Raw genomic sequence first — 16,561 nt, forward strand, 5'->3', positions numbered from 1 at the left:
GGAACCCGCTGTTCGGCCACCGACTCTGCCCCCGCCGGCCCGGGGGCGCTGGCGGTGATCGGACATCCAGTTCCCGCAGGTCCCCGCACCTCACCGCCCGTCAGCCCACCGGCCCTCAGCCCACCGGCCCGTGGGCGGCGACCTGACGGGCCTTGCCGTCCCGCAGCCGGTAGGACAGGCCCACCACGGCCACCGTGCCCTCGGCGACCCTCGAGGCGAGCGTCTGGGAGCGCTCCACCAGCAGGTCCACGGTCTGGCGGATGTGCTCGTCCACGATCGCGTCCCGGTCCTCGATGCCCGCCGCCTTCGCCGACAGCACGCTCGGCGTCACCCGCTCCACCACGTCGCGCACGAAACCGCCCGGCAGCCGGCCCTGCTCCAGGGAGTCCAGCGCCGCCGCCACCGCACCGCAGGAGTCGTGCCCCAGCACCACCACCAGCGGGCACTCCAGCACGCTCACCCCGTACTCGATGCTGCCCAGCGCCTCGGCCCCGGTCACATGCCCGGCCGTGCGCACCACGAACAGGTCGCCCAGCCCCTGGTCGAAGATGATCTCGGCGGCCAGCCGGGAGTCCGAACAGCCGAACAGCACCGCGAACGGCCGCTGCGCCGGAGCGAGCGCCGCCCGCCGCCCCGCGTCCTGGTTGGGGTGCTCGGGACTGCCCGCGACGAACCGGGCATTGCCCTCCATCAGCACCCGCAGCGCCTCGCCGGGGCCGGACAGCGGGTCGGACATCGAACCGGATATCGGTGTGGGGATCATGCCAGCACCCTAGATCGCCGCAGCCGGGCCCCGCAGCCGGGGGTACGCTGCGCCCCGCGCGCACGGCGCGTCCCCGGCGCCGGGCGCCGGCCCCTCGCCATAGTCGACCCCTCGACTACCCCGACCCCCTGGTGCCCCCGGACGCCCTGACGGCCCGCATGCACGCCACCGGCTGACGGGCTGACGGGCGGGCGGGGGAGGAGCGGCCCGCCCGGCCCGCCCGGCCCGCCAGGCCCGCCAGGCCCGCCCGGGCGCCCCCGGTGCCGCCCCCCGCGCGGCACCGAAGGCCCGGCCGGATGCCGCCGTCAGGCGGTGTAGCCGCCGTCGACGGCGAGGGCGGTGCCGGTGATGTAGCGGCCGCCGGGCCCCGCCAGGAAGGCGACGGCGGCGGCGACGTCCTCGGCCCGCCCGTAGTGGCCCAGGGCGGTGAGGGAGCGCTGGAAGCCGGCGCTCTCGCCGCCGGCCGGGTTCATGTCGGTGTCGATCGGGCCCGGGTCGACGACGGTGGCGGTGATGCCGCGCGGGCCGAGCTCGCGCGCCAGGGCCCTGGTCATCCCGGTGAGGGCGGTCTTGGCCGTGGCCTGCAGGACGAAGTCCGCCCCGGGCACCCGCCCGTTGAAGCACGAGCCGATGCTGATGATCCGTCCGCCCTCGCCCATGTGCCGGGCGGCGGCCTGGGCGGCCAGGAACACCGAGCGGACGTCCACCGCCAGCACCCGGTCCAGGTCCTCGGCCGTGACCTCCTCCAGCGGCCCGTGGGCGAGGAAGCCCGCATTGTTCACCAGGACGTCCAGGCCGCCCAGCTCCGCCACCGTCCGCTCCACCGCCCGCGCCGCCGCGTCCGGCAACGCCAGGTCCGCCCGGACGACCACCGCCCGCCCGCCGTCCGCCTCGATCCGCTCGGCGACCGCGCGGGCCCGCTCCCGCGCCCGCACGTAGGTCAGCGCCACCGCCGCGCCCTGCTCCGCCAGCCGCCTGGCGATCGCCGCACCGATCCCGCGGCTGCCGCCGGTCACCAGCGCCACCTTGCCGGTCAGCTCGCCCATGGTCTCCTCCTGCGTCACCGGTGTGTCCGTCACACCGGGACGGTAGGAGCTGACACCGGTGTCAGGTTCAAGGCGCCGCGTTCACGCCGCGCGTCCGGCCCGCACGGCACCGCGCAGGGCCAGGACCGTGACGTCGTCGCGGCTGCGCCCGCCGCTCCAGCGCCGCGCCCGCCGGTCGAGGGCCTCGGGCAGGTCCTCGGCGGGGGTGGCGGCGAGGTCGGCCAGGCCCGGCTCGACCGGGTAGAACGCGCCGCAGGCGTCCTGCGCCTCGGTGATGCCGTCGGTGAGCAGCACCAGCACCCCGTCGGCGGGCAGCGCGAAGCGCCGGACCGTACGCGGCTCGGCCCCGCCGGTCAGCTCGGCCAGCGACGCCAGGCCCAGCGGGATCCCGGCTTCCAGCGCGACGGGCTCCACCCGGCCGTCGGCGCGCAGCAGGTACGGGGCGAGGTGGCCGCAGTTGACGGCCCCCACCTCGATGCCCGTTCCGGCGCCGGCGTCCGCCCCGGCGCCTGCGTCCGCCCCGGTACCGCGCAGGCCCAGGACGGTCGCGGTCACGAAGCGCTCCTGCTCCCCGCTCTGCACCGCGTACGCGTTGTGCCGCTCGACCGCCGCCTCCAGGGCGTCGGCGACGGCGGTCAGCTCCGCCTCGCGGAACGCCGCCTCCCGGAAGGCGCTCAGCACCGCGAAGCCCGTCCCGATCGCGGGCAGGCCCTTGCCCTGCACGTCGCCCACCAGCACCCGGGTGCCGTGCGGGGTCTCGGCGATGTCGTACAGGTCGCCGCCGACCAGGGCGTCCTCCTCCACCGGCCGGTACAGCCCGTCCAGGCGCACATGCGCGGTGGTCACCGGCAGCGGGCGCAGCAGCTGGCGCTGCAGCGCCACCGCGCTCTGCCGCATCCGCGACAGCTCCCGCTCGCGCCGCACCCGCCGCGCGCACAGCCCGATCACGGCGCCCTCCGCGCCGACCACCGCCACCGGGATGCCCACCCGCGCCTCCGGATCGGGCGGCGGGAACAGCACCGTGCTCACCACCACCACCGCGGCCACCCACACCGAGACCGCCACCGTCTGCGCGACCGTGCCCAGACCCGCCAGCAGCGCGGGCAGGAACACCAGCAGCAGCACCAGGCGGGCGCTGGTGCCGCTGGCCACCTGCGCCAGCAGCACGACCACGGTGGCGGCCAGCACCCCCAGCACCACCGCCCGGTTGCCCGGCGCGCGCGGGACCAGGGCCCGGGGGACGCCCTCGTCGCTCTCCACCCGCCGCCCTCTCCGCATCACGCCGCGCCCGGTCGTCGCCCGACCGTCCCCCCAGGGTGGTCGGCCCGGCGCCGCGGGCGCCAACGGGCCGCGCCGGACGGGGGAAGGGCCCGCCTGTCGCAGGCGGTGGGTACGGTGGCCGGTGTGTCCACCGCGTCCTCCCCCGAACCCCGTACGACCCGTGAGCCCCGTGCGGCGAGCCGTGCGGCGCGGGTGCCCCTGGACGACCTCGTCCGGCTGCGCCGGGCCCGCGACCGCATGGACCGCGACTACGCGCAGCCCCTCGACGTGCCCGCGCTCGCCCGTACCGCGCTGATGTCCTCCGGCCACTTCTCGCGCAGCTTCCGCGCCGCCTACGGCGAGACCCCGTACAGCTACCTCATGACCCGCCGGATCGAACGGGCCAAGGCGCTGCTGCGGCGCGGGGACCTGAGCGTCACCGAGGTGTGCATGGCGGTCGGCTGCACCTCGCTGGGCTCCTTCAGCACCCGCTTCACCGAGCTCGTCGGCGAGAGCCCCAGCGCCTACCGCGCGCGCGACCACGGGGACGGCGCCGCGATCCCCGCCTGCATCGCCAAGATCCGCACCCGCCCGGTGCGGCGCACGAGCTAGCGTGACGGGCATGAGCATCGAACTCGCGCAGTGCTTCATCGCCGTCGACGACCACGACAAGGCCCTCGCCTTCTACCGCGACGTCCTCGGCTTCGAGGTGCGCAACGACGTCGGCTTCGAGGGCATGCGCTGGGTCACCGTCGGCTCGCCCGACCAGCCCGGCGTGGAGATCGTCCTGGAACCCCCGCTGGCCGACCCGCACGCCTCCGAGGACGACCGCCAGGCCGCCGCCGAACTCCTCGCCAAGGGCCTGCTGCGCGGCGTCATCTTCCGCACCGACGACTGCGACGCCACCTTCGAACGCATCCGCGCCGCCGGCGCCGAGGTCCTCCAGGAGCCCATGGACCAGCCCTACGGCGTCCGCGACTGCGCCTTCCGCGACCCGGCGGGCAACATGCTCCGCTTCAACCAGCCCCGCACGGCGTAGCCCGGCCGGCAGGGCTCAGGTGCGGCATCAGGTGCGGCGGGCGAACCCGGTCACCGTCGCGGCGTAGTCCTGCGGGTGCGTCACATGGGGGATGTGCCCCGCGCCCCGGTAGGTGTGCCGCTGCGCGTTCGGCAGGACGGCGGCCAGGCGGTCCAGGACGGTGCCGAACCAGGCCGGGCTCCCGGTGCCGTGGCTGAGCAGCACCGGCGCGGTGCAGGCGCGCAGCCCGTCGACGTCCAGCACGGACCAGGCGGGGTCGTCCTGTTCGTCCAGCCAGGTCTGCGCGTGGCGGACGAAGGTGTCCCGCAGCGGTGCGGGCATCGTCTCCCAGGCGCCGGGGCCGAGCGCGATCCGCTCGACGAACAGCTCCGCCCCGGCCTCGTCCTCGCCCGCGCGCAGCAGCCGCAGGGCCTGCGCGATGGCCTCCTCCACCGGCCGCAGCTGCGCGGCCGCGTCCGGGTCGTCGGCGACGAGGGCGGCCAGCGGGGGCTCGTGGAGGACGATCCTGCGGAACAGCTCGGGGCGGCGCGCGGCCAGGCCCGCGGTGATCGAGGCGCCGAAGGAGTTCCCGGCCACGGTCGCGGGGGCCAGGCCGAGGGCCTCGATCAGCGCCGCCAGGTCGTCCTCGTCCTGGCGACGGGTGCCGGGGCGCGGCGCGGGAGCGCTGAGACCGTGGCCCCGGCGGTCGTACGCCACCACGCGGAAGCCCGCCGCCAGATCGGCCTCGACGGCCGGCTGCCAGGACCGGTGGTCGTTCCACGACCCGTGCACCAGCACCAGCGGCTCGCCCGTACCGGTCTGCTCGTAGTACAGCGGCACGTCACCGGCATCGATCCGAGGCATCACGGCCACCCTTTCGCGGCAGACTCCGGGCCCGCCGCGCCGACCCTCCTGCTCCGGCACGGCCCCGCGGCCAGCCTTCCACAGGTCCCCCGCCCCCGCCCGGGACGCCCGGGTCCGTGTGCGGCCGGCGGGCCGTCCCCGGGCGGGTCCCGGTCCGGTCCACCCCCGTGGGGCCGGGCCGGGACCCGCCCGGGGTCAGGGGGTGGAGCGGTCCTGCCGCAGGCAGGCCCGCAGGGCCTCGGCGGCGGTGACGGCGGGCAGGACCGGCCAGGGCAGGATGCCCGCGGCGGCGGCGAGGGTGGCCGGGGTGAGGACCGGGAGGGTGCCGGCGAGGGTGAGGCGCAGGCGCAGGCCGTGGGGCACCGGGGGGAGTGCGGGGTCGGTGGCGGTCACGACGCCTCCCGGGCGCGGTCGAGGTAGGTGCGCAGCTCGGCCCAGGCGTCGGCGGGGGCGTCGGGGGTGCCGGACATCGCGGCGGGGTCCTCGCGCCAGGCGGTGCGGACGGCGGACGACAGGGTGGTGTCGCCGCCGCTGAAGAGGCGGCCGAGTTCGTCGAGGCGTTCGGCGATGCGGCGCACCCGGGCGTCGGAGGGTTCGGCGCCGGCGGTGCGCAGGGCCTCCGCGCTGCGGTAGAGCTGGGGCCATTCGACCTCCAGCAGGTAGTGGGCGGCGGGTCCGAGGGCGGCGGCGTGGTCGGCGAGGGCGTGGATCTGGTCGTCGTCGAGGTGGCGGTGCAGGGCCTCCTGGGCGGCGGGCCCGGTCGGGCCGGTGGCGCCGACGGCCTGGACCAGGCGCAGCAGGTCGGCGGTGTCGGGGAAGCGTTCGGCGGCGAGTTCGGTGTGCACGTGGGCGAGGCGGTCGCGCAGCGCCCGCAGGCTGGTGAGGGAGGCCTCGGTGGCGGCCAGGTGCTCGCGCACCAGCCGGACCGGGTCGATGCCGGCGTCCAGACAGGTGGCGATGGTCTCCAGCCCCAGGCCCAGGCGGCGCAGGGCGAGGATCTGGTAGAGGCGGACGACGTCCTGCTCGGTGTAGGCGCGGTGGCCGGAGGCGGTGCGCCGGGAGGGGGCGAGCAGGCCGATCTGGTCCCAGTGGTGCAGGGTGCGTACGGTCAGGCCGCTCGCCTCGGCGAGCGGGCCGACCTTCCAGGTCTGTTCGGTGGGCATGGCACCAGCATTCCTCCTGACGTCGCGTGAGGTGCAAGTCCGGGTGCCGGGGGCGGGCGGGCGCGGGCAGGGGGTGGTCGGGCAGGCCGACGGCGTCGGCCTTGGCGACCTGGGCGGCGAGGATGCCGCGCAGCGGCCAACGGCCCATCCAGCGCATGGAGGCGGCGCGCAGGCGGATCGTCAGGGCGCTGTCGGGGGCGTCGCCGTTCAGGCCGCCGGACGGCAGCTCCTGGGCCCGGGCGACGTCCACGCCCAGACCGTGCGCTGCCTGGACATCGCCGAGGCCGCCCTGCGGGAGGCCGGCGCCTCGCCGCAGGACGTCGTGCGCACCCGCATCATGCTCACCGACATCGGCCGGTGGAAGGAGGCCGCGCGCGCCCACGGCGAGCGCTTCGCGACGATCCGCCCGGCCTGCACCTTCGTGGAGGTGTCGCGCTTCACCGACGAGCAGTGGCTGGTCGAGGTCGAGGTCGACGCCGTCTGGCCGCCGCCCGTGCCGCCCTGCGCGGAGTACACCGCCCGTCACACGCCGCCCCGGTCGGCGATCGCGTCAACTCCCGTGACGGGCACGGGGAACGGGCCCTACCTGCGCCGCAGGGAGCCCACCACCGCCGACAGGTCCTCCTCGGCGATCGACGGGTCCGCCAGCAGCACCTCGCGGGCCGCCGACAGGAGCGGGCCGCCGCCCGCCAGGGCGAGGTCCTTGGCGGCCAGGCGGACCGGGAAGTCCGCGTCGGTGCTGTGCGCCCGGGCCACCACCCCCGCGAGCGGCCCGGCCGCCAGCACCTCCCGCGCCAGGTCCTGCGACAGGCCCAACTCATCGGCCACCGCCAGCACTTCGCCGACCACCGCGACCGAGGCGACGATCGCGCCCATCACCACCACCTTCAGCGCCGCCCCCGACCCCGGGCCGCCGCAGCGCCGCACCCGGCCCAGGTGCTCCAGGACGGGCTGCGCGCGGTCCAGGTCGGCGTCCTCGCCGCCCGCGAAGACCACCAGGTCGCCGGTCGCCGCCGGGCCCACACTGCCGAGCACCGGGGCGTCCACCATCCCCGCGCCGGAGGGGAGTCGCCCGCGGAGGTCGGCGGCGGCCCGCGGCCCGATCGAGGACATGTCGATCCACAGCGCGCCCGGCGCCAGCTCCGCCGCGAACTGCCCGGCGACCTCGGCGACGGCCGCCGGGTCGGACAGCATGGTGACCACGATGTCCGCGCCGCGCACCGCCTGCGCCGCAGTGGCGGCCTCGGCGAGGCCGTCCGCGCGGCCGGGGGAGCGGTTCCAGGCGGTCAACGGGTGCCCGGCGGCGGCGAGGCGACGGGCCATCGGCAGGCCCATCCGGCCCAGCCCCAGAAATGCGATCTTCTCGGTCTTCTCCATGGCCACCACGCTAGGCAGCCACGAGCCAGGCGACAAACGAATGTCTCGCATGGTAGCCATGCGATATGGACATGGCTTGGCTGGACGTCTTCCGCACCGTCGCACACCTCGGCTCCTTCACCGCCGCCGGAGACCGGCTGGGCTTCACCCAGTCCGCGATCTCCCGCCAGATCGCCACCCTGGAAGCCGAGTTGGGCACCCCGCTGTTCGACCGCCTGGCGCGCGGAGTACGGCTGACCGAGCACGGCCGCGCGCTGCTGCCGCACGCCGAGGCGATGCTGGAGCGCCTCGACACCACCCGGCGCGACCTGGCCGCCCTCACCGAACTCACCGCAGGACAGCTGCGGGTGGGCGCCTTCGACAGTGCCAACGCGGCCCTCGTCCCCGGAGCCCTCGCCGCCTTCCGGACCGCGCACCCGCAGGTGGCGATCAGCCTCACCGAGGGCCTCTCGGCGCACCTGCTGGACCTGCTCGGCGAGGGCGCGATCGACCTCGCCCTGGTCGCCTCCTACGCGCAGGACCCGCACGAGGCCTACGACGGCGAGCAGTTCGAGCTGCGGCCGTTGCTGGACGACCCGGTGCTCGTCGCCCTGCCGCGCGGACACCGGCTCGCCGGACGGCGGCGCCTGCGGCTGGCCGAACTCGCCGACGAGCCGTGGATCGCCGCCCGGCGCACCGCCGAGTCCACCCTCCTCGCGGCCTGCCTGCGCAGCGGCTTCCAGCCCCGGATCGAGTACGCGGTCGCCGCCTGGACCGCCAAACTCGGCCTGGTCGCCGCCGGATTGGGCCCCACCCTCATCCCCTCCCTGGCCGCCCGCGCCGCCCGCCCCGACCTCGCCCTCGTCCCCCTCCACCCCGAGGACACCCCGGTGCGCCGCGTCTACACCGCCACCCGGCGCGGCCGGCGCCTGCCGCCGGCGGTGGCGGCCTTCGAAGGCTTCCTGCGCGAGGCGGCGGGCGCGGGGGAGTAGCCGGGGCGAGGGCAGGGGCGTGGTCCCGCCGGGAGGGGCTAGTCGGCGCGGCCGGACACGGCGACGGCCGCGCCCAGCCCGATCATGGCCAGCCCTCCGGTGCCGCCGACCAGCGACATCCGCTTCGGCGAACGGCCGAACCAGGTGCGCGCGGCAGAGGCCGTCAGCCCCCACAGGCCGTCGGAGACCAGCGCCAACACGGCGCCCGCCAAGCCGAGAAGCAGCATCTGGACGCTGACGTGGCCCGCCTGCCGGTCGACGAACTGCGGCAGCATCGCGGTGAGGAACACGACGCTCTTCGGATTCGTCACCCCGACGGTGAAACCGGCCCGCACCGACTCCCAGTGGCGGGACGGCGCCGGCGGCACCGACGGTGCCGCCGCGAAGCCCACCGTTTCCGCGCGGCTCCTCCAGCTCGCCCGCAGAGCCTTCCCACCGAGGAGGACGAGGTAGGCGGCCCCGGCCAGCTTGATCGCGTCGAACACCACGACCGACCGCTCGACCACCGCGCCGACGCCCGGGGCGACCGCCACGACCAGGGTGTATCCACCGAGCGTGTTGCCCAACACCGAGGCCAGCGCCGTCCGGCGCCCGTGGGCCAGCGCCCGCCCGACGACGAACAGCACACTCGGCCCCGGGACGGCCGACAGGAGCACGGACGCGGTGCAGAAGGCCATGAGCTGATGAACGCTGATCATGCGCGGGATCCTCTCCCGCGCACGCCAGTCGGCACCAGAGCGACTTTCGACCTAGGACGCAGGCAGGTGCCGCGCCCGCACGCTACCCGCGCAGCGCGAGGAGGCCCGCCAGGGCGGTCAGCGCCGGGCCGAGGAGCAGCAGCAGGCGGCGGGGGCGGGACTGCAGGGTCAGGCGGAAGCCGCCCGCGCGGAACTCCAGGAACGGACGCGGGGAACGCTGCGGACGCTGCGGACGACTCATGGGGATCTCCAGGGATTGCGACAACGCGGTACGCCCCCAGACAAGGGAGGAGCGGGACGCGGCGCTCGACCGGATCGCGCAGCTCGAGGACCAGATCCGGCAGGCCGGGGCCGTGCTCCGGCTGCGGGACAGGGATGCGGAGACCCTGGACCGGATCACCCGCGCCACGGACGCCGAACTGGCGTTGTGGGAGAGCGGTGGCACGGGTGAGCTGGCGGGGATCTGCGCCTCGGTGGTCTACCTGCGCGATGCGGATGAGGACGAAGCCGCAGATCGCCTCATCGAGCAGATCGCGCTGGGACACCCCGTCGGGGACGTCATGCGCCTGGCTGATGAATTCGCGGCCCTGCACCGTACGTACGACGGATCCAGGGCCGAACGGGCACTTGCCGGCAGCCGAAAGCCCATCGACCTCTTCCGATGGCTCTCCGGTGAGGGCGGGAAGAGCGAAGCACGTTCGCGCCTTTTGGATTCCATCGCCGCCATAGCACCGCTCGAGCACCTCGTTCGGATCAACAAGGCATGTGTGGACCACGGAAGTTTGGAGTTGGGATCCGCATTGCGGAAGGCCATTGCCGAGAAGGGCCGAGAGGTGCCCGAGAAGAACAGCGACTTTTGGACCACGCACCTCAGGCTGATGCTGGACATCATGAAGCGGGTAGCCGCTCCCCCCGCTCAGCAGGTCGAGTCCGTCGCCGGCAGCACCCCCGTCAACAGGTAGCCGTCGACCGCCCGTTGGGCACACGCGCTGTACCCGTTGAGGTAGAGGGTGTGGGTGCGCCCCGGGACGGTGACGAGCCGGGAGGCGGGCATGCGGGCGTGGAGGGCGAGGGCGCCCCCGTAGAGGGCGTGGGTGTCGCCGGTGGCGTGGAGCTGCAGGGCGGGGACGGCGGTGCGGACCTCGACGGGCGGCTCCAGCGGCGGGCGGTCCCAGGAGGCGCACGGCGTGGGGCCGTTGTGGACCGGGCCGAAGACGGGCTCGGTGGGGCGGGCGCGTTCGACGGCGGCGCGGTACCACTGTGGTGAGCGCGGCATGGCGACGTCGTCGCACAGGACGGCGATCGCGGCCGCGAGGTCGGCGCCGCCCACCGGGTCCGGGGCGAGGACGGCGGTCAGCAGCTCGTGCAGGACCGGGCCCGCCTGCACCGGCTTGCCGTCGGCGGCGTCCAGGAGCCGGCGCAGCACGTCCGCGTAGTCGGCGCTGTCGCGGTCGTCGCCCTGGCAGACGGCGAGCAGGAACGGCAGCAGGCCGCCGTCGAGGCGGAACCCGTCGATCGCGATCGGCGCCGCCTGCGCCCGGCGGACCAGGCCCTCGACAGTGGCCCGCACCGCCGCCGGGGTGTCGCCCAGGCCGTACACGCCGTGGCGCGGGGCCGCCCAGGCGGCGAAGTCGTCCAGGGCGCGCTCGTTGGCGCCGCCCATGTCCTGGAACAGGCGGATGCCGTAGCGGGCCGGGTCGGGGGCGCTGTCGAGGACGAGCCGGTCGACGCGCTCCGGGTACAGCTGCGCGTACACGGCGCCCAGCAGTGCGCCGTGGGACTGCCCGAGGAAGGAGGTCCGCTGCTCGCCGAGGGCGGCGCGCAGCAGGTCGGCGTCGCGGGCGATGTTGCGGGTGGTCAGGTACGGCAGCAGGTCGGGGTACCTGCTCCGGCAGGCGTCGGCGTCGGCCTCGGCCAGGATCCAGGCCTGATCGAAGCCCGCCCGGTCGGTGCCCACCGAGCGCAGCCAACTGCCCCTGGTGAGACCGCAGTCGAGCCCACCGCTGGCGCCGACCCCGCGCGGGTCCATGCCGATGATGTCGTACGCGGCGGCCGTCTCGGGCGCCATCGCGGCCCGCACCGCGACGGGCATGGCCAGGGCGCGGTTGCCGGGGCCGCCCGGGTTGGTCTGCAGGATGCCGCGCCGCCGGGCCGGGTCGGCGGCCTTGATCCGCGAGACGGCGAGGGCGAGGGTGCGACCCTTCGGCTCGCGGTAGTCCAGGGGGACGGTCAGCGTCGCGCACTGGGCCCCGGCGGCGGCCAGCTGCGGGTCCTGGCAGGCGGCCCAGACGAGCGGACGGCGGTAGCGCTCCAGCGGGTCGGCGGCGGAGGCCGGGGAAGCCGGGGAGGCGGCGGCTATCGGGGTGAGGACTGCGGCCGCAGACAGGGCGAGGGCGGCGAGCATCGATGCTGGCTTCATGTCGCCCAGGCTAGAAGGGAGTTGACGAACAAACCGGGCCCGGGGCCGCCACCGGTGTGTCGGCGTCCGACGGAGCGCCTTGACCTCAAGTCAGCTTGAAGTCCTACTGTCGATCACGCCCTGAAGATCAGACGACCAGCGGTCGAACCGGCAGAAGGAGTACGGGACATGACGGTCAAGGCGTACGCACCCGAGGTCATCGCCGCCCAGCCCATCGGCGCGTGGAGCGGCGAGGCCTACCGCCGCGTGGTGGGCGGACTGCGCGAGCAGCTGGCGATGGAGGGCCTCACCCAGCCGCACTGGTGGACCCTCAACCACACCGCCGGCAAGCCCGGCGGCTGGACCCGCACCACCCTGGTCGAGCGCCTCACCCCCTACGACGACCAGGACACCGACTTCGACACCGTCTTCGACGACCTGATCGCCCGCGGCTGGCTGACCGAGGCCGTCGACGGCACCTTCACCCTCACCGAGGACGGCGAAGCCGGACGCCAGCGCGCCCGGGACCGCAACCTGCAGATCCACGAACGCACCCACGAGGGCATCGACCCCGAGGACTTCGTCACCACCATCAACGTGCTGCGCCGCATGGTCGCCAACCTCGGCGGCAACGGCAACCTGCCCGAATGACCGCCCGAGGCCGGAATTGACCCAGAAAAACGTCCGCTGATTGCCACCTGATCATGGGTCTTTCCGGCCGTAGATTGATCACATGACGACGAAGAACACCACCGCCCCCGCCGCTCCGATCCTGACCCGCCGCGCCGAGGCCGAGACCTGCGCCGACCCGAGCGCCACCATGACCCTGCTCGCCGAGACGGACCCGGGGCAGGGCGGCTTCACCGTCTACCGCTCCACCTTCGCCGAGGGCGCGGCCGGAGCCCCCTCGCACGCCCACACCCGGGCCTGGGAACTGTTCTTCGTCATCAGCGGCGCGCTGGAGGTCCTGGTCGGCGAAGAGGTCACCGTCCTGGGCGCGGGCGACTTCCTGGCCGTGCCCCCGCACACCCCGCACGCCTTCGCCGCCGCCCAGGGCGCCACGGCCGACGTGCTGTTCATGTTCACCACCGGCATGGACCGCTTCGACTACCTGCGCCTGCTGGGCGGCGTCATGCGCGGCGAGACGCCGCCGGCGGCGATCGCGGCCTCCTCCGAGCGCTTCGACAACCACTACGTCGACAGCCCCGCCTGGCGCGCCGCCCTCGCGAGCCGCGCCTGAGCGGCGGGGCCGTCGAGCGGACGCGCGCCGGGTGTGGAACGGTGGAAGACCGGGGGTGTCCGCTTGCGAGAGGAGTGGCCATGTCGTCGAAGCGCCGCCGCAAGAAGAAGGCCCGGGCCAGGCGCGGAGCCAACCACGGCCGCCGCCCCCAGTGCTGAGCCGCGGCTGAAACAGGTCGGCTGAAACGAGGCTGGAACGGGTCGGCTGCGCCCGGGCCGCGTGCCCGGGCGCAGCCGACGCCGTACCCCGCTGCGGTATGTCAGAGCCGCCCGCGCCCCGCGAATCCGCCGCGCGGCACCACGTGGTACTGGCTGTAGTCGTGCGACTCCGTACCGAGGACCAGCTCCAGGGCCACGCCCCGTCCGTCCGCGCGGGCCTCGCGCAGCAGCCGCGCCGGGTCGGCGTCCGGCGGCGTCCGGTCCAGGGTGTGGCGCGGGTTGCCGTGCGGGGACGGGTCGACCGGGTCGTGGCACACGATGCCGGGCCCTGCAGGGCGTCCACGAGTTTGACAGCGGATAGAGGAGGAGGTGCAGGAAGCTCTTCACCGGCCGGGGTTCCTCTCGCGTCGCACACGCGTCAGCGCCCACACCCTGTCCCGGGAGAGCCCTCGCCCGCAATCGGCTCCCGTGCTCAACTCCCGCCCTGCGGCGCCGGGTCAGCCCTCGATGGGGAACTCGCCCACGTGGACCGCGGCGATGAACTCGCCAACGCCGTCCAGCACTCCGACGCTCCCGCCGACCGCCTGATCGAGGTCCGCTTCGCCCTCATCGGCGACCGCCTGCGCATCGAGGTCCACGACGCCGGCACCGGACGACCCGCCCTCCACACCTCCACCCCCGACGACGAACACGGGCGCGGACTGTTCCTCGTCAACGAGCTTGCCGAGCGCTGGGGTTGCTGCCCCAAGCACAGGAAGTCGACCCCGCCGACTTCCCACGCCGTCCGTCCGGCGGATCGCGGCGTCGTAGGCTGCGGATCATGCACACCCTGACGGAGTACGCGCGGTGTCTCTACGGGGACGAGTACGGTCCGACACCGGCATGCGACGGCGACCACCAGGAGTTCCTGTTCGTCGAGCGGCTGACGTTCGCCGACGTGGACGCGATCCTCGCCATGCTGCGCGAGCTGTGCCCCAACCTGGTCGACGGCTATCTGCCGGTCTGGATCCGCAACCTGTCCTACCGGCTGGTGCTCCTGCAGCGGCCGGACGAGCCGGCGCTGATGCGGGAGGCCGGTGACAGCCTGCGGATGGGACGACATCGCAGCCGACCTGGCCGAGCGGGCCGACGCCCTGGAAGCGGGCTGATCACGGCCACTCACTCCTCATCCGCCGGATCCCGTGGTGTCAGTGGCTCGTGACAGGCTTGCGGGGTGCTGATCGAGGGATACGACGAAGCCCCGCTGGTCGCCGGGGAGCCGCTGGCGGCCGGCCCGGGCTTCTGGTCGAACCACCTCATGGCGATGTGCGGCGGCGCATCCGGCACTGAGCGTCCGGTTCCGGAGTGGTTCGGCGAAGACGGAGCCGATGCCGACGCCTTGTCCGAGGTCCTGTTCGACCCCGAGCGCTGGCCGGTGTTCCGGATACCGGCGGCATCCGCCCCAGGCGTCGTCCTGGTCTACCGCAATCTGGTCGGCGACTACGGGATCGACTACCTCCTCACCTGTCCGGGACGGAGCCGCGCCCAGCGGATCGGCAGTTGGGAAGGAGACTTCTCGGGGGCAGGCCTGACGTGGCGCGAGCTGGTCCGGATCGCCGACGACCCCGCACCCGGGGCGGTCGGGGTCGAGGACTCCGACACCCGCCTGCTGCTCGTCCTCCCCCTGCTCGACGACCTGGACCTGCCGCAGACGGCCTCGGCACGACTCGGCGCGGCCCTGGTCGCGGCAGGCACCCCGCAGGACATCGCCCCGAACACGGCGCAGCGCCTGCTCACCCACCTGACGGGAAGACCGCGACACGATCCCGCATGGAACTCACCCCTGAGTGGTTCCGGCACGAGTTCGGTGGCGGCTCCCCTTGTGTGACCGTTGAACTTCTTCGCTGCTCCCGTGAGGGCGGTGCGGGCGGTGTCAGTGGGGGCGGGTTTGATGTGGCCGTGCCTGTTTCTGACCTGATCCGCCAGTTGCCCGAGATCTCGCTCGTCCGGGACCGCTCCCGCGCCATGGCGATGCTGGACGCCATCCTGAGCCCGGAGTGGGGGAGCCGGTACTTCTCGTTCGACTCCCACTGGTCGCCGACGGAGGAGATGGCCTCGATGCGCGACGGTTGCGGCAACGAGTACGCGATCGTCTTCTCACCGGCAGGCACTTATGCCCGCGGTTTCGATCACGAGTCGCCGATGACCCCGTACCGAGCGACGCCTCCGGCGCCGTGGCCGGGCCTGTTCGACGGGGTGCCGGAGGCCTTCCGCGCCCACGTCGAGGAGCCCGCCTTCTGCGACGACGGAACGCCGCGGGCGACGGTGTGCTTCTGGCGCGAACAAGCCGACACCGCGTGGAAGGCCGGGGCCGTCGAGCCCCTGCCGGAGGGCGTGGAGGACGACGGCAGCGCCGAGTGGTTGTTCGAGGTGCTGCTGGACGGCCGTCCCGAGGCGTACCGGCGGTTCGCGGAGGAGTACTACGAGGTGGCGGTCGACATGGCGGCCGTCCGGCACGTCTACGCGCTGCACCCCCTCACCCAGCACGTCGTGTCGTTGCTGAACCCGGAACTGGACATCCCCCGACTCGCGGAGGACGTCGCCCAGATCGGGTATCCGGCCCAGGGGTGACGACCTTCCCCAGGACCGGGGACTGCGACAGGAACAGCGGCCCTCCGGCCCGGCTGACCGCGGCCCGGTGGGCGAGGTAGGCCGACATCCACGCGGGACCGGCACGAGAGAGCGAGGCCGACGGTGACCGAACCGGACGCAATGGACCTGATCCACCTGGAGGACGCGGACGGCGACCGCTGCATCGTGCGCGTCACCGGTCGCCTCGAGCCCGGGGTGCTGAGCGGTCACGACGTTCTCCGGGCCGAGGTCCTGGCGCACGCCGACTTCGTCGACGTCCGGTTGGAGCTCTGCCTCTTCCGGCAGGACCTCGACGCCTGGAAGCACGGGCTCGCCGGCCTCGTTCCCGGCACGGACGCCGGCATCGGTGGGGATCGCGGGCCGAGCCTGGCCCTCCACCTGCAGGAGGACCACTCCCTGGCCGTGACGATCCACGATCCCGACCGTCTCAGCGTGATGCTGTGGATCCGGCCGCAGGAGGGCTGGATGGAGGAGCACCACGACCGGCTGGAGCAGGTCCGGCAGACCTGGCCCAGTGAAGTCGCGGAGACGTCCCCCATGACCTACGAATGGCGTGCGACCCGCCCGAGCTGAGCAGTGTCCGAGTTGAGCAGTACCGCCCGGGCCTGCCGCAGCGCCCCTCACTCCCCGGGCGTGGCGGCCGTGCTTGGCGGCCTTGTACTCCAGCATGTCGAGGAATGCGGACCATCCGGCGTCGTGAACGCTCCTGGCGAGCCGCGTCCGTCCGAGGCCGGACACCGCGAGGTCTTCCACGTACACCGATTGGTGGCGGAGGAAAAGAAGTTTCGGTAGCCGGCGTGCAGGTCCCCCAGGGACTGCACCAGTACTACCGAAGATACCTCCGCAAGCCACACCCGTTCCCAGAATCATATCGGTTGGATGCCACAGGAATTGACGGTGTATCGACCCGAATGAAGGTGGCTGGTAACGGCTTCAGGTTCGAGCCGGGTGCCCCCGCACCGGGGGCCGAGCCT

General features: G+C 74.2%; 23 protein-coding genes and 2 pseudogenes. 13 read left to right on the forward strand and 12 right to left on the reverse strand.

The genetic code is table 11. From position 1 onward, the window contains the following. Window positions 1-115: 115 nt before the first annotated feature. From ACZ3TI_RS08230 to ACZ3TI_RS08240, 3 genes are all read right to left on the reverse strand, one after another. Entirely contained in the window at window positions 116-736 is a 621-nt protein-coding gene (locus tag ACZ3TI_RS08230) for a carbonic anhydrase (protein ID WP_465724918.1), read from the reverse strand. A gap of 332 nt (window positions 737-1,068) precedes the next feature. Continuing rightward, complete coding sequence (locus tag ACZ3TI_RS08235; protein WP_465724920.1) at window positions 1,069-1,809, reverse strand: SDR family oxidoreductase; 741 nt, start codon at window positions 1,807-1,809, stop codon at window positions 1,069-1,071. 81 nt (window positions 1,810-1,890) lie between these two features. Beyond that, the gene (locus tag ACZ3TI_RS08240; RefSeq protein WP_465724693.1) at window positions 1,891-3,069 is read right to left on the reverse strand and encodes a PP2C family protein-serine/threonine phosphatase; all 1,179 of its coding nucleotides are present in this window, start codon (window positions 3,067-3,069) and stop codon (window positions 1,891-1,893) included. Between the two features lie 213 nt (window positions 3,070-3,282). Between ACZ3TI_RS08240 and ACZ3TI_RS08245 the strand changes: the two genes are divergently transcribed. Together ACZ3TI_RS08245 and ACZ3TI_RS08250 are read left to right on the forward strand one after the other, a co-directional pair. Then, a complete protein-coding gene (locus ACZ3TI_RS08245) occupies window positions 3,283-3,681 on the forward strand; it encodes a helix-turn-helix transcriptional regulator (RefSeq protein ID WP_465724922.1) in 399 nt (132 codons plus the stop codon). A gap of 10 nt (window positions 3,682-3,691) precedes the next feature. After that, the gene (locus tag ACZ3TI_RS08250) at window positions 3,692-4,108 is read left to right on the forward strand and encodes a VOC family protein (RefSeq protein ID WP_465724695.1); all 417 of its coding nucleotides are present in this window, start codon (window positions 3,692-3,694) and stop codon (window positions 4,106-4,108) included. A 27-nt stretch (window positions 4,109-4,135) separates the two neighbouring features. Here the strand turns inward: ACZ3TI_RS08250 and ACZ3TI_RS08255 are convergent, their stop codons facing one another. The 3 genes from ACZ3TI_RS08255 to ACZ3TI_RS08265 all read right to left on the reverse strand — a co-directional run bounded on the left by ACZ3TI_RS08255 (window position 4,136) and on the right by ACZ3TI_RS08265 (window position 6,114). Next, the gene (locus ACZ3TI_RS08255) at window positions 4,136-4,951 is read right to left on the reverse strand and encodes an alpha/beta fold hydrolase (protein WP_465724697.1); all 816 of its coding nucleotides are present in this window, start codon (window positions 4,949-4,951) and stop codon (window positions 4,136-4,138) included. Between the two features lie 195 nt (window positions 4,952-5,146). After that, window positions 5,147-5,344 (reverse strand): hypothetical protein, encoded by a 198-nt coding sequence (locus tag ACZ3TI_RS08260; protein WP_465724699.1) that lies wholly within the window; start codon window positions 5,342-5,344, stop codon window positions 5,147-5,149. Next, window positions 5,341-6,114 (reverse strand): MerR family transcriptional regulator, encoded by a 774-nt coding sequence (locus ACZ3TI_RS08265; RefSeq protein WP_465724701.1) that lies wholly within the window; start codon window positions 6,112-6,114, stop codon window positions 5,341-5,343. Before ACZ3TI_RS08265 ends, ACZ3TI_RS08260 begins: the two co-directional genes overlap by 4 nt. Between ACZ3TI_RS08265 and ACZ3TI_RS08270 the strand changes: the two are divergent. After that, window positions 6,113-6,535 (forward strand): annotated as a pseudogene (locus ACZ3TI_RS08270) (Rid family hydrolase); the annotation flags it as partial. The gene ACZ3TI_RS08265 and the pseudogene ACZ3TI_RS08270 sit on opposite strands and share 2 nt — an antisense overlap. 161 nt (window positions 6,536-6,696) lie before the next feature. Here the strand turns inward: ACZ3TI_RS08270 and ACZ3TI_RS08275 are convergent. Then, a complete protein-coding gene (locus ACZ3TI_RS08275) occupies window positions 6,697-7,491 on the reverse strand; it encodes an NAD(P)-dependent oxidoreductase (RefSeq protein WP_465724703.1) in 795 nt (264 codons plus the stop codon). 71 nt (window positions 7,492-7,562) lie between these two features. Here ACZ3TI_RS08275 and ACZ3TI_RS08280 point away from each other — a divergent pair, with 71 nt between their 5' ends. Further along, on the forward strand, window positions 7,563-8,462 hold the full coding sequence (locus tag ACZ3TI_RS08280) for a LysR family transcriptional regulator (protein WP_465724705.1): 900 nt from the start codon (window positions 7,563-7,565) through the stop codon (window positions 8,460-8,462). Between the two features lie 38 nt (window positions 8,463-8,500). On the opposite strand, the gene ACZ3TI_RS08285 is transcribed toward ACZ3TI_RS08280, so the two are convergent. Together ACZ3TI_RS08285 and ACZ3TI_RS08290 are read right to left on the reverse strand one after the other, a co-directional pair. Further along, window positions 8,501-9,160, reverse strand: coding sequence for a LysE family translocator (locus ACZ3TI_RS08285; RefSeq protein ID WP_465724707.1), 660 nt, complete (start codon window positions 9,158-9,160; stop codon window positions 8,501-8,503). 82 nt (window positions 9,161-9,242) lie between these two features. After that, complete coding sequence (locus ACZ3TI_RS08290) at window positions 9,243-9,401, reverse strand: hypothetical protein (RefSeq protein ID WP_465724709.1); 159 nt, start codon at window positions 9,399-9,401, stop codon at window positions 9,243-9,245. Between ACZ3TI_RS08290 and ACZ3TI_RS08295 the strand changes: the two genes are divergently transcribed. After that, the gene (locus ACZ3TI_RS08295; RefSeq protein WP_465724710.1) at window positions 9,400-10,122 is read left to right on the forward strand and encodes a hypothetical protein; all 723 of its coding nucleotides are present in this window, start codon (window positions 9,400-9,402) and stop codon (window positions 10,120-10,122) included. The genes ACZ3TI_RS08290 and ACZ3TI_RS08295 overlap by 2 nt on opposite strands. On the opposite strand, the gene ACZ3TI_RS08300 is transcribed toward ACZ3TI_RS08295, so the two are convergent. Further along, the gene (locus ACZ3TI_RS08300) at window positions 10,077-11,579 is read right to left on the reverse strand and encodes an alpha/beta fold hydrolase (protein ID WP_465724712.1); all 1,503 of its coding nucleotides are present in this window, start codon (window positions 11,577-11,579) and stop codon (window positions 10,077-10,079) included. The genes ACZ3TI_RS08295 and ACZ3TI_RS08300 overlap by 46 nt on opposite strands. Before the next feature lie 168 nt (window positions 11,580-11,747). On the opposite strand from ACZ3TI_RS08300, the gene ACZ3TI_RS08305 reads away from it, so the two are divergent. The 3 genes from ACZ3TI_RS08305 to ACZ3TI_RS08315 all read left to right on the forward strand — a co-directional run bounded on the left by ACZ3TI_RS08305 (window position 11,748) and on the right by ACZ3TI_RS08315 (window position 12,956). Next, on the forward strand, window positions 11,748-12,209 hold the full coding sequence (locus ACZ3TI_RS08305; RefSeq protein ID WP_465724714.1) for a MarR family winged helix-turn-helix transcriptional regulator: 462 nt from the start codon (window positions 11,748-11,750) through the stop codon (window positions 12,207-12,209). A gap of 82 nt (window positions 12,210-12,291) precedes the next feature. Next, complete coding sequence (locus tag ACZ3TI_RS08310; RefSeq protein WP_465724716.1) at window positions 12,292-12,798, forward strand: cupin domain-containing protein; 507 nt, start codon at window positions 12,292-12,294, stop codon at window positions 12,796-12,798. A gap of 80 nt (window positions 12,799-12,878) precedes the next feature. Continuing rightward, window positions 12,879-12,956, forward strand: a complete 78-nt coding sequence (locus tag ACZ3TI_RS08315) for a hypothetical protein (protein ID WP_464336931.1) — start codon at window positions 12,879-12,881, stop codon at window positions 12,954-12,956. Window positions 12,957-13,057: 101 nt separating this feature from the next. On the opposite strand, the gene ACZ3TI_RS08320 is transcribed toward ACZ3TI_RS08315, so the two are convergent. Beyond that, window positions 13,058-13,273, reverse strand: a complete 216-nt coding sequence (locus ACZ3TI_RS08320) for a hypothetical protein (protein WP_465724718.1) — start codon at window positions 13,271-13,273, stop codon at window positions 13,058-13,060. Window positions 13,274-13,480: 207 nt separating this feature from the next. On the opposite strand from ACZ3TI_RS08320, the gene ACZ3TI_RS08325 reads away from it, so the two are divergent. The 5 genes from ACZ3TI_RS08325 to ACZ3TI_RS08345 all read left to right on the forward strand — a co-directional run bounded on the left by ACZ3TI_RS08325 (window position 13,481) and on the right by ACZ3TI_RS08345 (window position 16,160). Next, on the forward strand, window positions 13,481-13,789 hold the full coding sequence (locus ACZ3TI_RS08325) for an ATP-binding protein (RefSeq protein ID WP_465724720.1): 309 nt from the start codon (window positions 13,481-13,483) through the stop codon (window positions 13,787-13,789). After that, a complete protein-coding gene (locus ACZ3TI_RS08330) occupies window positions 13,777-14,157 on the forward strand; it encodes a hypothetical protein (RefSeq protein ID WP_465724722.1) in 381 nt (126 codons plus the stop codon). Before ACZ3TI_RS08325 ends, ACZ3TI_RS08330 begins: the two co-directional genes overlap by 13 nt. A 12-nt stretch (window positions 14,158-14,169) precedes the next feature. Continuing rightward, a complete protein-coding gene (locus ACZ3TI_RS08335; protein WP_465724724.1) occupies window positions 14,170-14,823 on the forward strand; it encodes a hypothetical protein in 654 nt (217 codons plus the stop codon). 71 nt (window positions 14,824-14,894) lie between these two features. Continuing rightward, window positions 14,895-15,566 carry a hypothetical protein gene (locus tag ACZ3TI_RS08340; RefSeq protein WP_465724726.1) on the forward strand — a complete coding sequence of 224 codons (672 nt, stop codon included), beginning with the start codon at window positions 14,895-14,897 and terminating at the stop codon, window positions 15,564-15,566. A gap of 123 nt (window positions 15,567-15,689) precedes the next feature. After that, window positions 15,690-16,160 (forward strand): DUF5959 family protein, encoded by a 471-nt coding sequence (locus ACZ3TI_RS08345; protein ID WP_465724728.1) that lies wholly within the window; start codon window positions 15,690-15,692, stop codon window positions 16,158-16,160. A 63-nt stretch (window positions 16,161-16,223) separates the two neighbouring features. On the opposite strand, the pseudogene ACZ3TI_RS08350 reads toward ACZ3TI_RS08345, so the two are convergent. Continuing rightward, a pseudogene (locus tag ACZ3TI_RS08350) lies at window positions 16,224-16,355 on the reverse strand (RNA-guided endonuclease TnpB family protein); the annotation flags it as partial. Between the last annotated feature and the right edge of the window lie 206 nt (window positions 16,356-16,561).

This window comes from Kitasatospora sp. NPDC023120, from assembly GCF_055560835.1.

What these genes read in the sequence shown, in the direction of transcription:
- ACZ3TI_RS08290 (WP_465724709.1), bottom strand. Translation starts at nt 9,401, where the DNA reads ATGAGTCGTCCGCAGCGTCCGCAGCGTTCCCCGCGTCCGTTCCTGGAG.
- ACZ3TI_RS08300 (WP_465724712.1), bottom strand. Translation starts at nt 11,579, where the DNA reads ATGAAGCCAGCATCGATGCTCGCCGCCCTCGCCCTGTCTGCGGCCGCA.
- ACZ3TI_RS08310 (WP_465724716.1), top strand. Translation starts at nt 12,292, where the DNA reads ATGACGACGAAGAACACCACCGCCCCCGCCGCTCCGATCCTGACCCGC.
- ACZ3TI_RS08275 (WP_465724703.1), bottom strand. Translation starts at nt 7,491, where the DNA reads ATGGAGAAGACCGAGAAGATCGCATTTCTGGGGCTGGGCCGGATGGGC.
- ACZ3TI_RS08330 (WP_465724722.1), top strand. Translation starts at nt 13,777, where the DNA reads ATGCACACCCTGACGGAGTACGCGCGGTGTCTCTACGGGGACGAGTAC.
- ACZ3TI_RS08230 (WP_465724918.1), bottom strand. Translation starts at nt 736, where the DNA reads ATGTCCGACCCGCTGTCCGGCCCCGGCGAGGCGCTGCGGGTGCTGATG.
- ACZ3TI_RS08250 (WP_465724695.1), top strand. Translation starts at nt 3,692, where the DNA reads ATGAGCATCGAACTCGCGCAGTGCTTCATCGCCGTCGACGACCACGAC.
- ACZ3TI_RS08315 (WP_464336931.1), top strand. Translation starts at nt 12,879, where the DNA reads ATGTCGTCGAAGCGCCGCCGCAAGAAGAAGGCCCGGGCCAGGCGCGGA.
- ACZ3TI_RS08295 (WP_465724710.1), top strand. Translation starts at nt 9,400, where the DNA reads ATGGGGATCTCCAGGGATTGCGACAACGCGGTACGCCCCCAGACAAGG.
- ACZ3TI_RS08235 (WP_465724920.1), bottom strand. Translation starts at nt 1,809, where the DNA reads ATGGGCGAGCTGACCGGCAAGGTGGCGCTGGTGACCGGCGGCAGCCGC.
- ACZ3TI_RS08305 (WP_465724714.1), top strand. Translation starts at nt 11,748, where the DNA reads ATGACGGTCAAGGCGTACGCACCCGAGGTCATCGCCGCCCAGCCCATC.
- ACZ3TI_RS08255 (WP_465724697.1), bottom strand. Translation starts at nt 4,951, where the DNA reads ATGCCTCGGATCGATGCCGGTGACGTGCCGCTGTACTACGAGCAGACC.
- ACZ3TI_RS08285 (WP_465724707.1), bottom strand. Translation starts at nt 9,160, where the DNA reads ATGATCAGCGTTCATCAGCTCATGGCCTTCTGCACCGCGTCCGTGCTC.
- ACZ3TI_RS08265 (WP_465724701.1), bottom strand. Translation starts at nt 6,114, where the DNA reads ATGCCCACCGAACAGACCTGGAAGGTCGGCCCGCTCGCCGAGGCGAGC.
- ACZ3TI_RS08280 (WP_465724705.1), top strand. Translation starts at nt 7,563, where the DNA reads ATGGCTTGGCTGGACGTCTTCCGCACCGTCGCACACCTCGGCTCCTTC.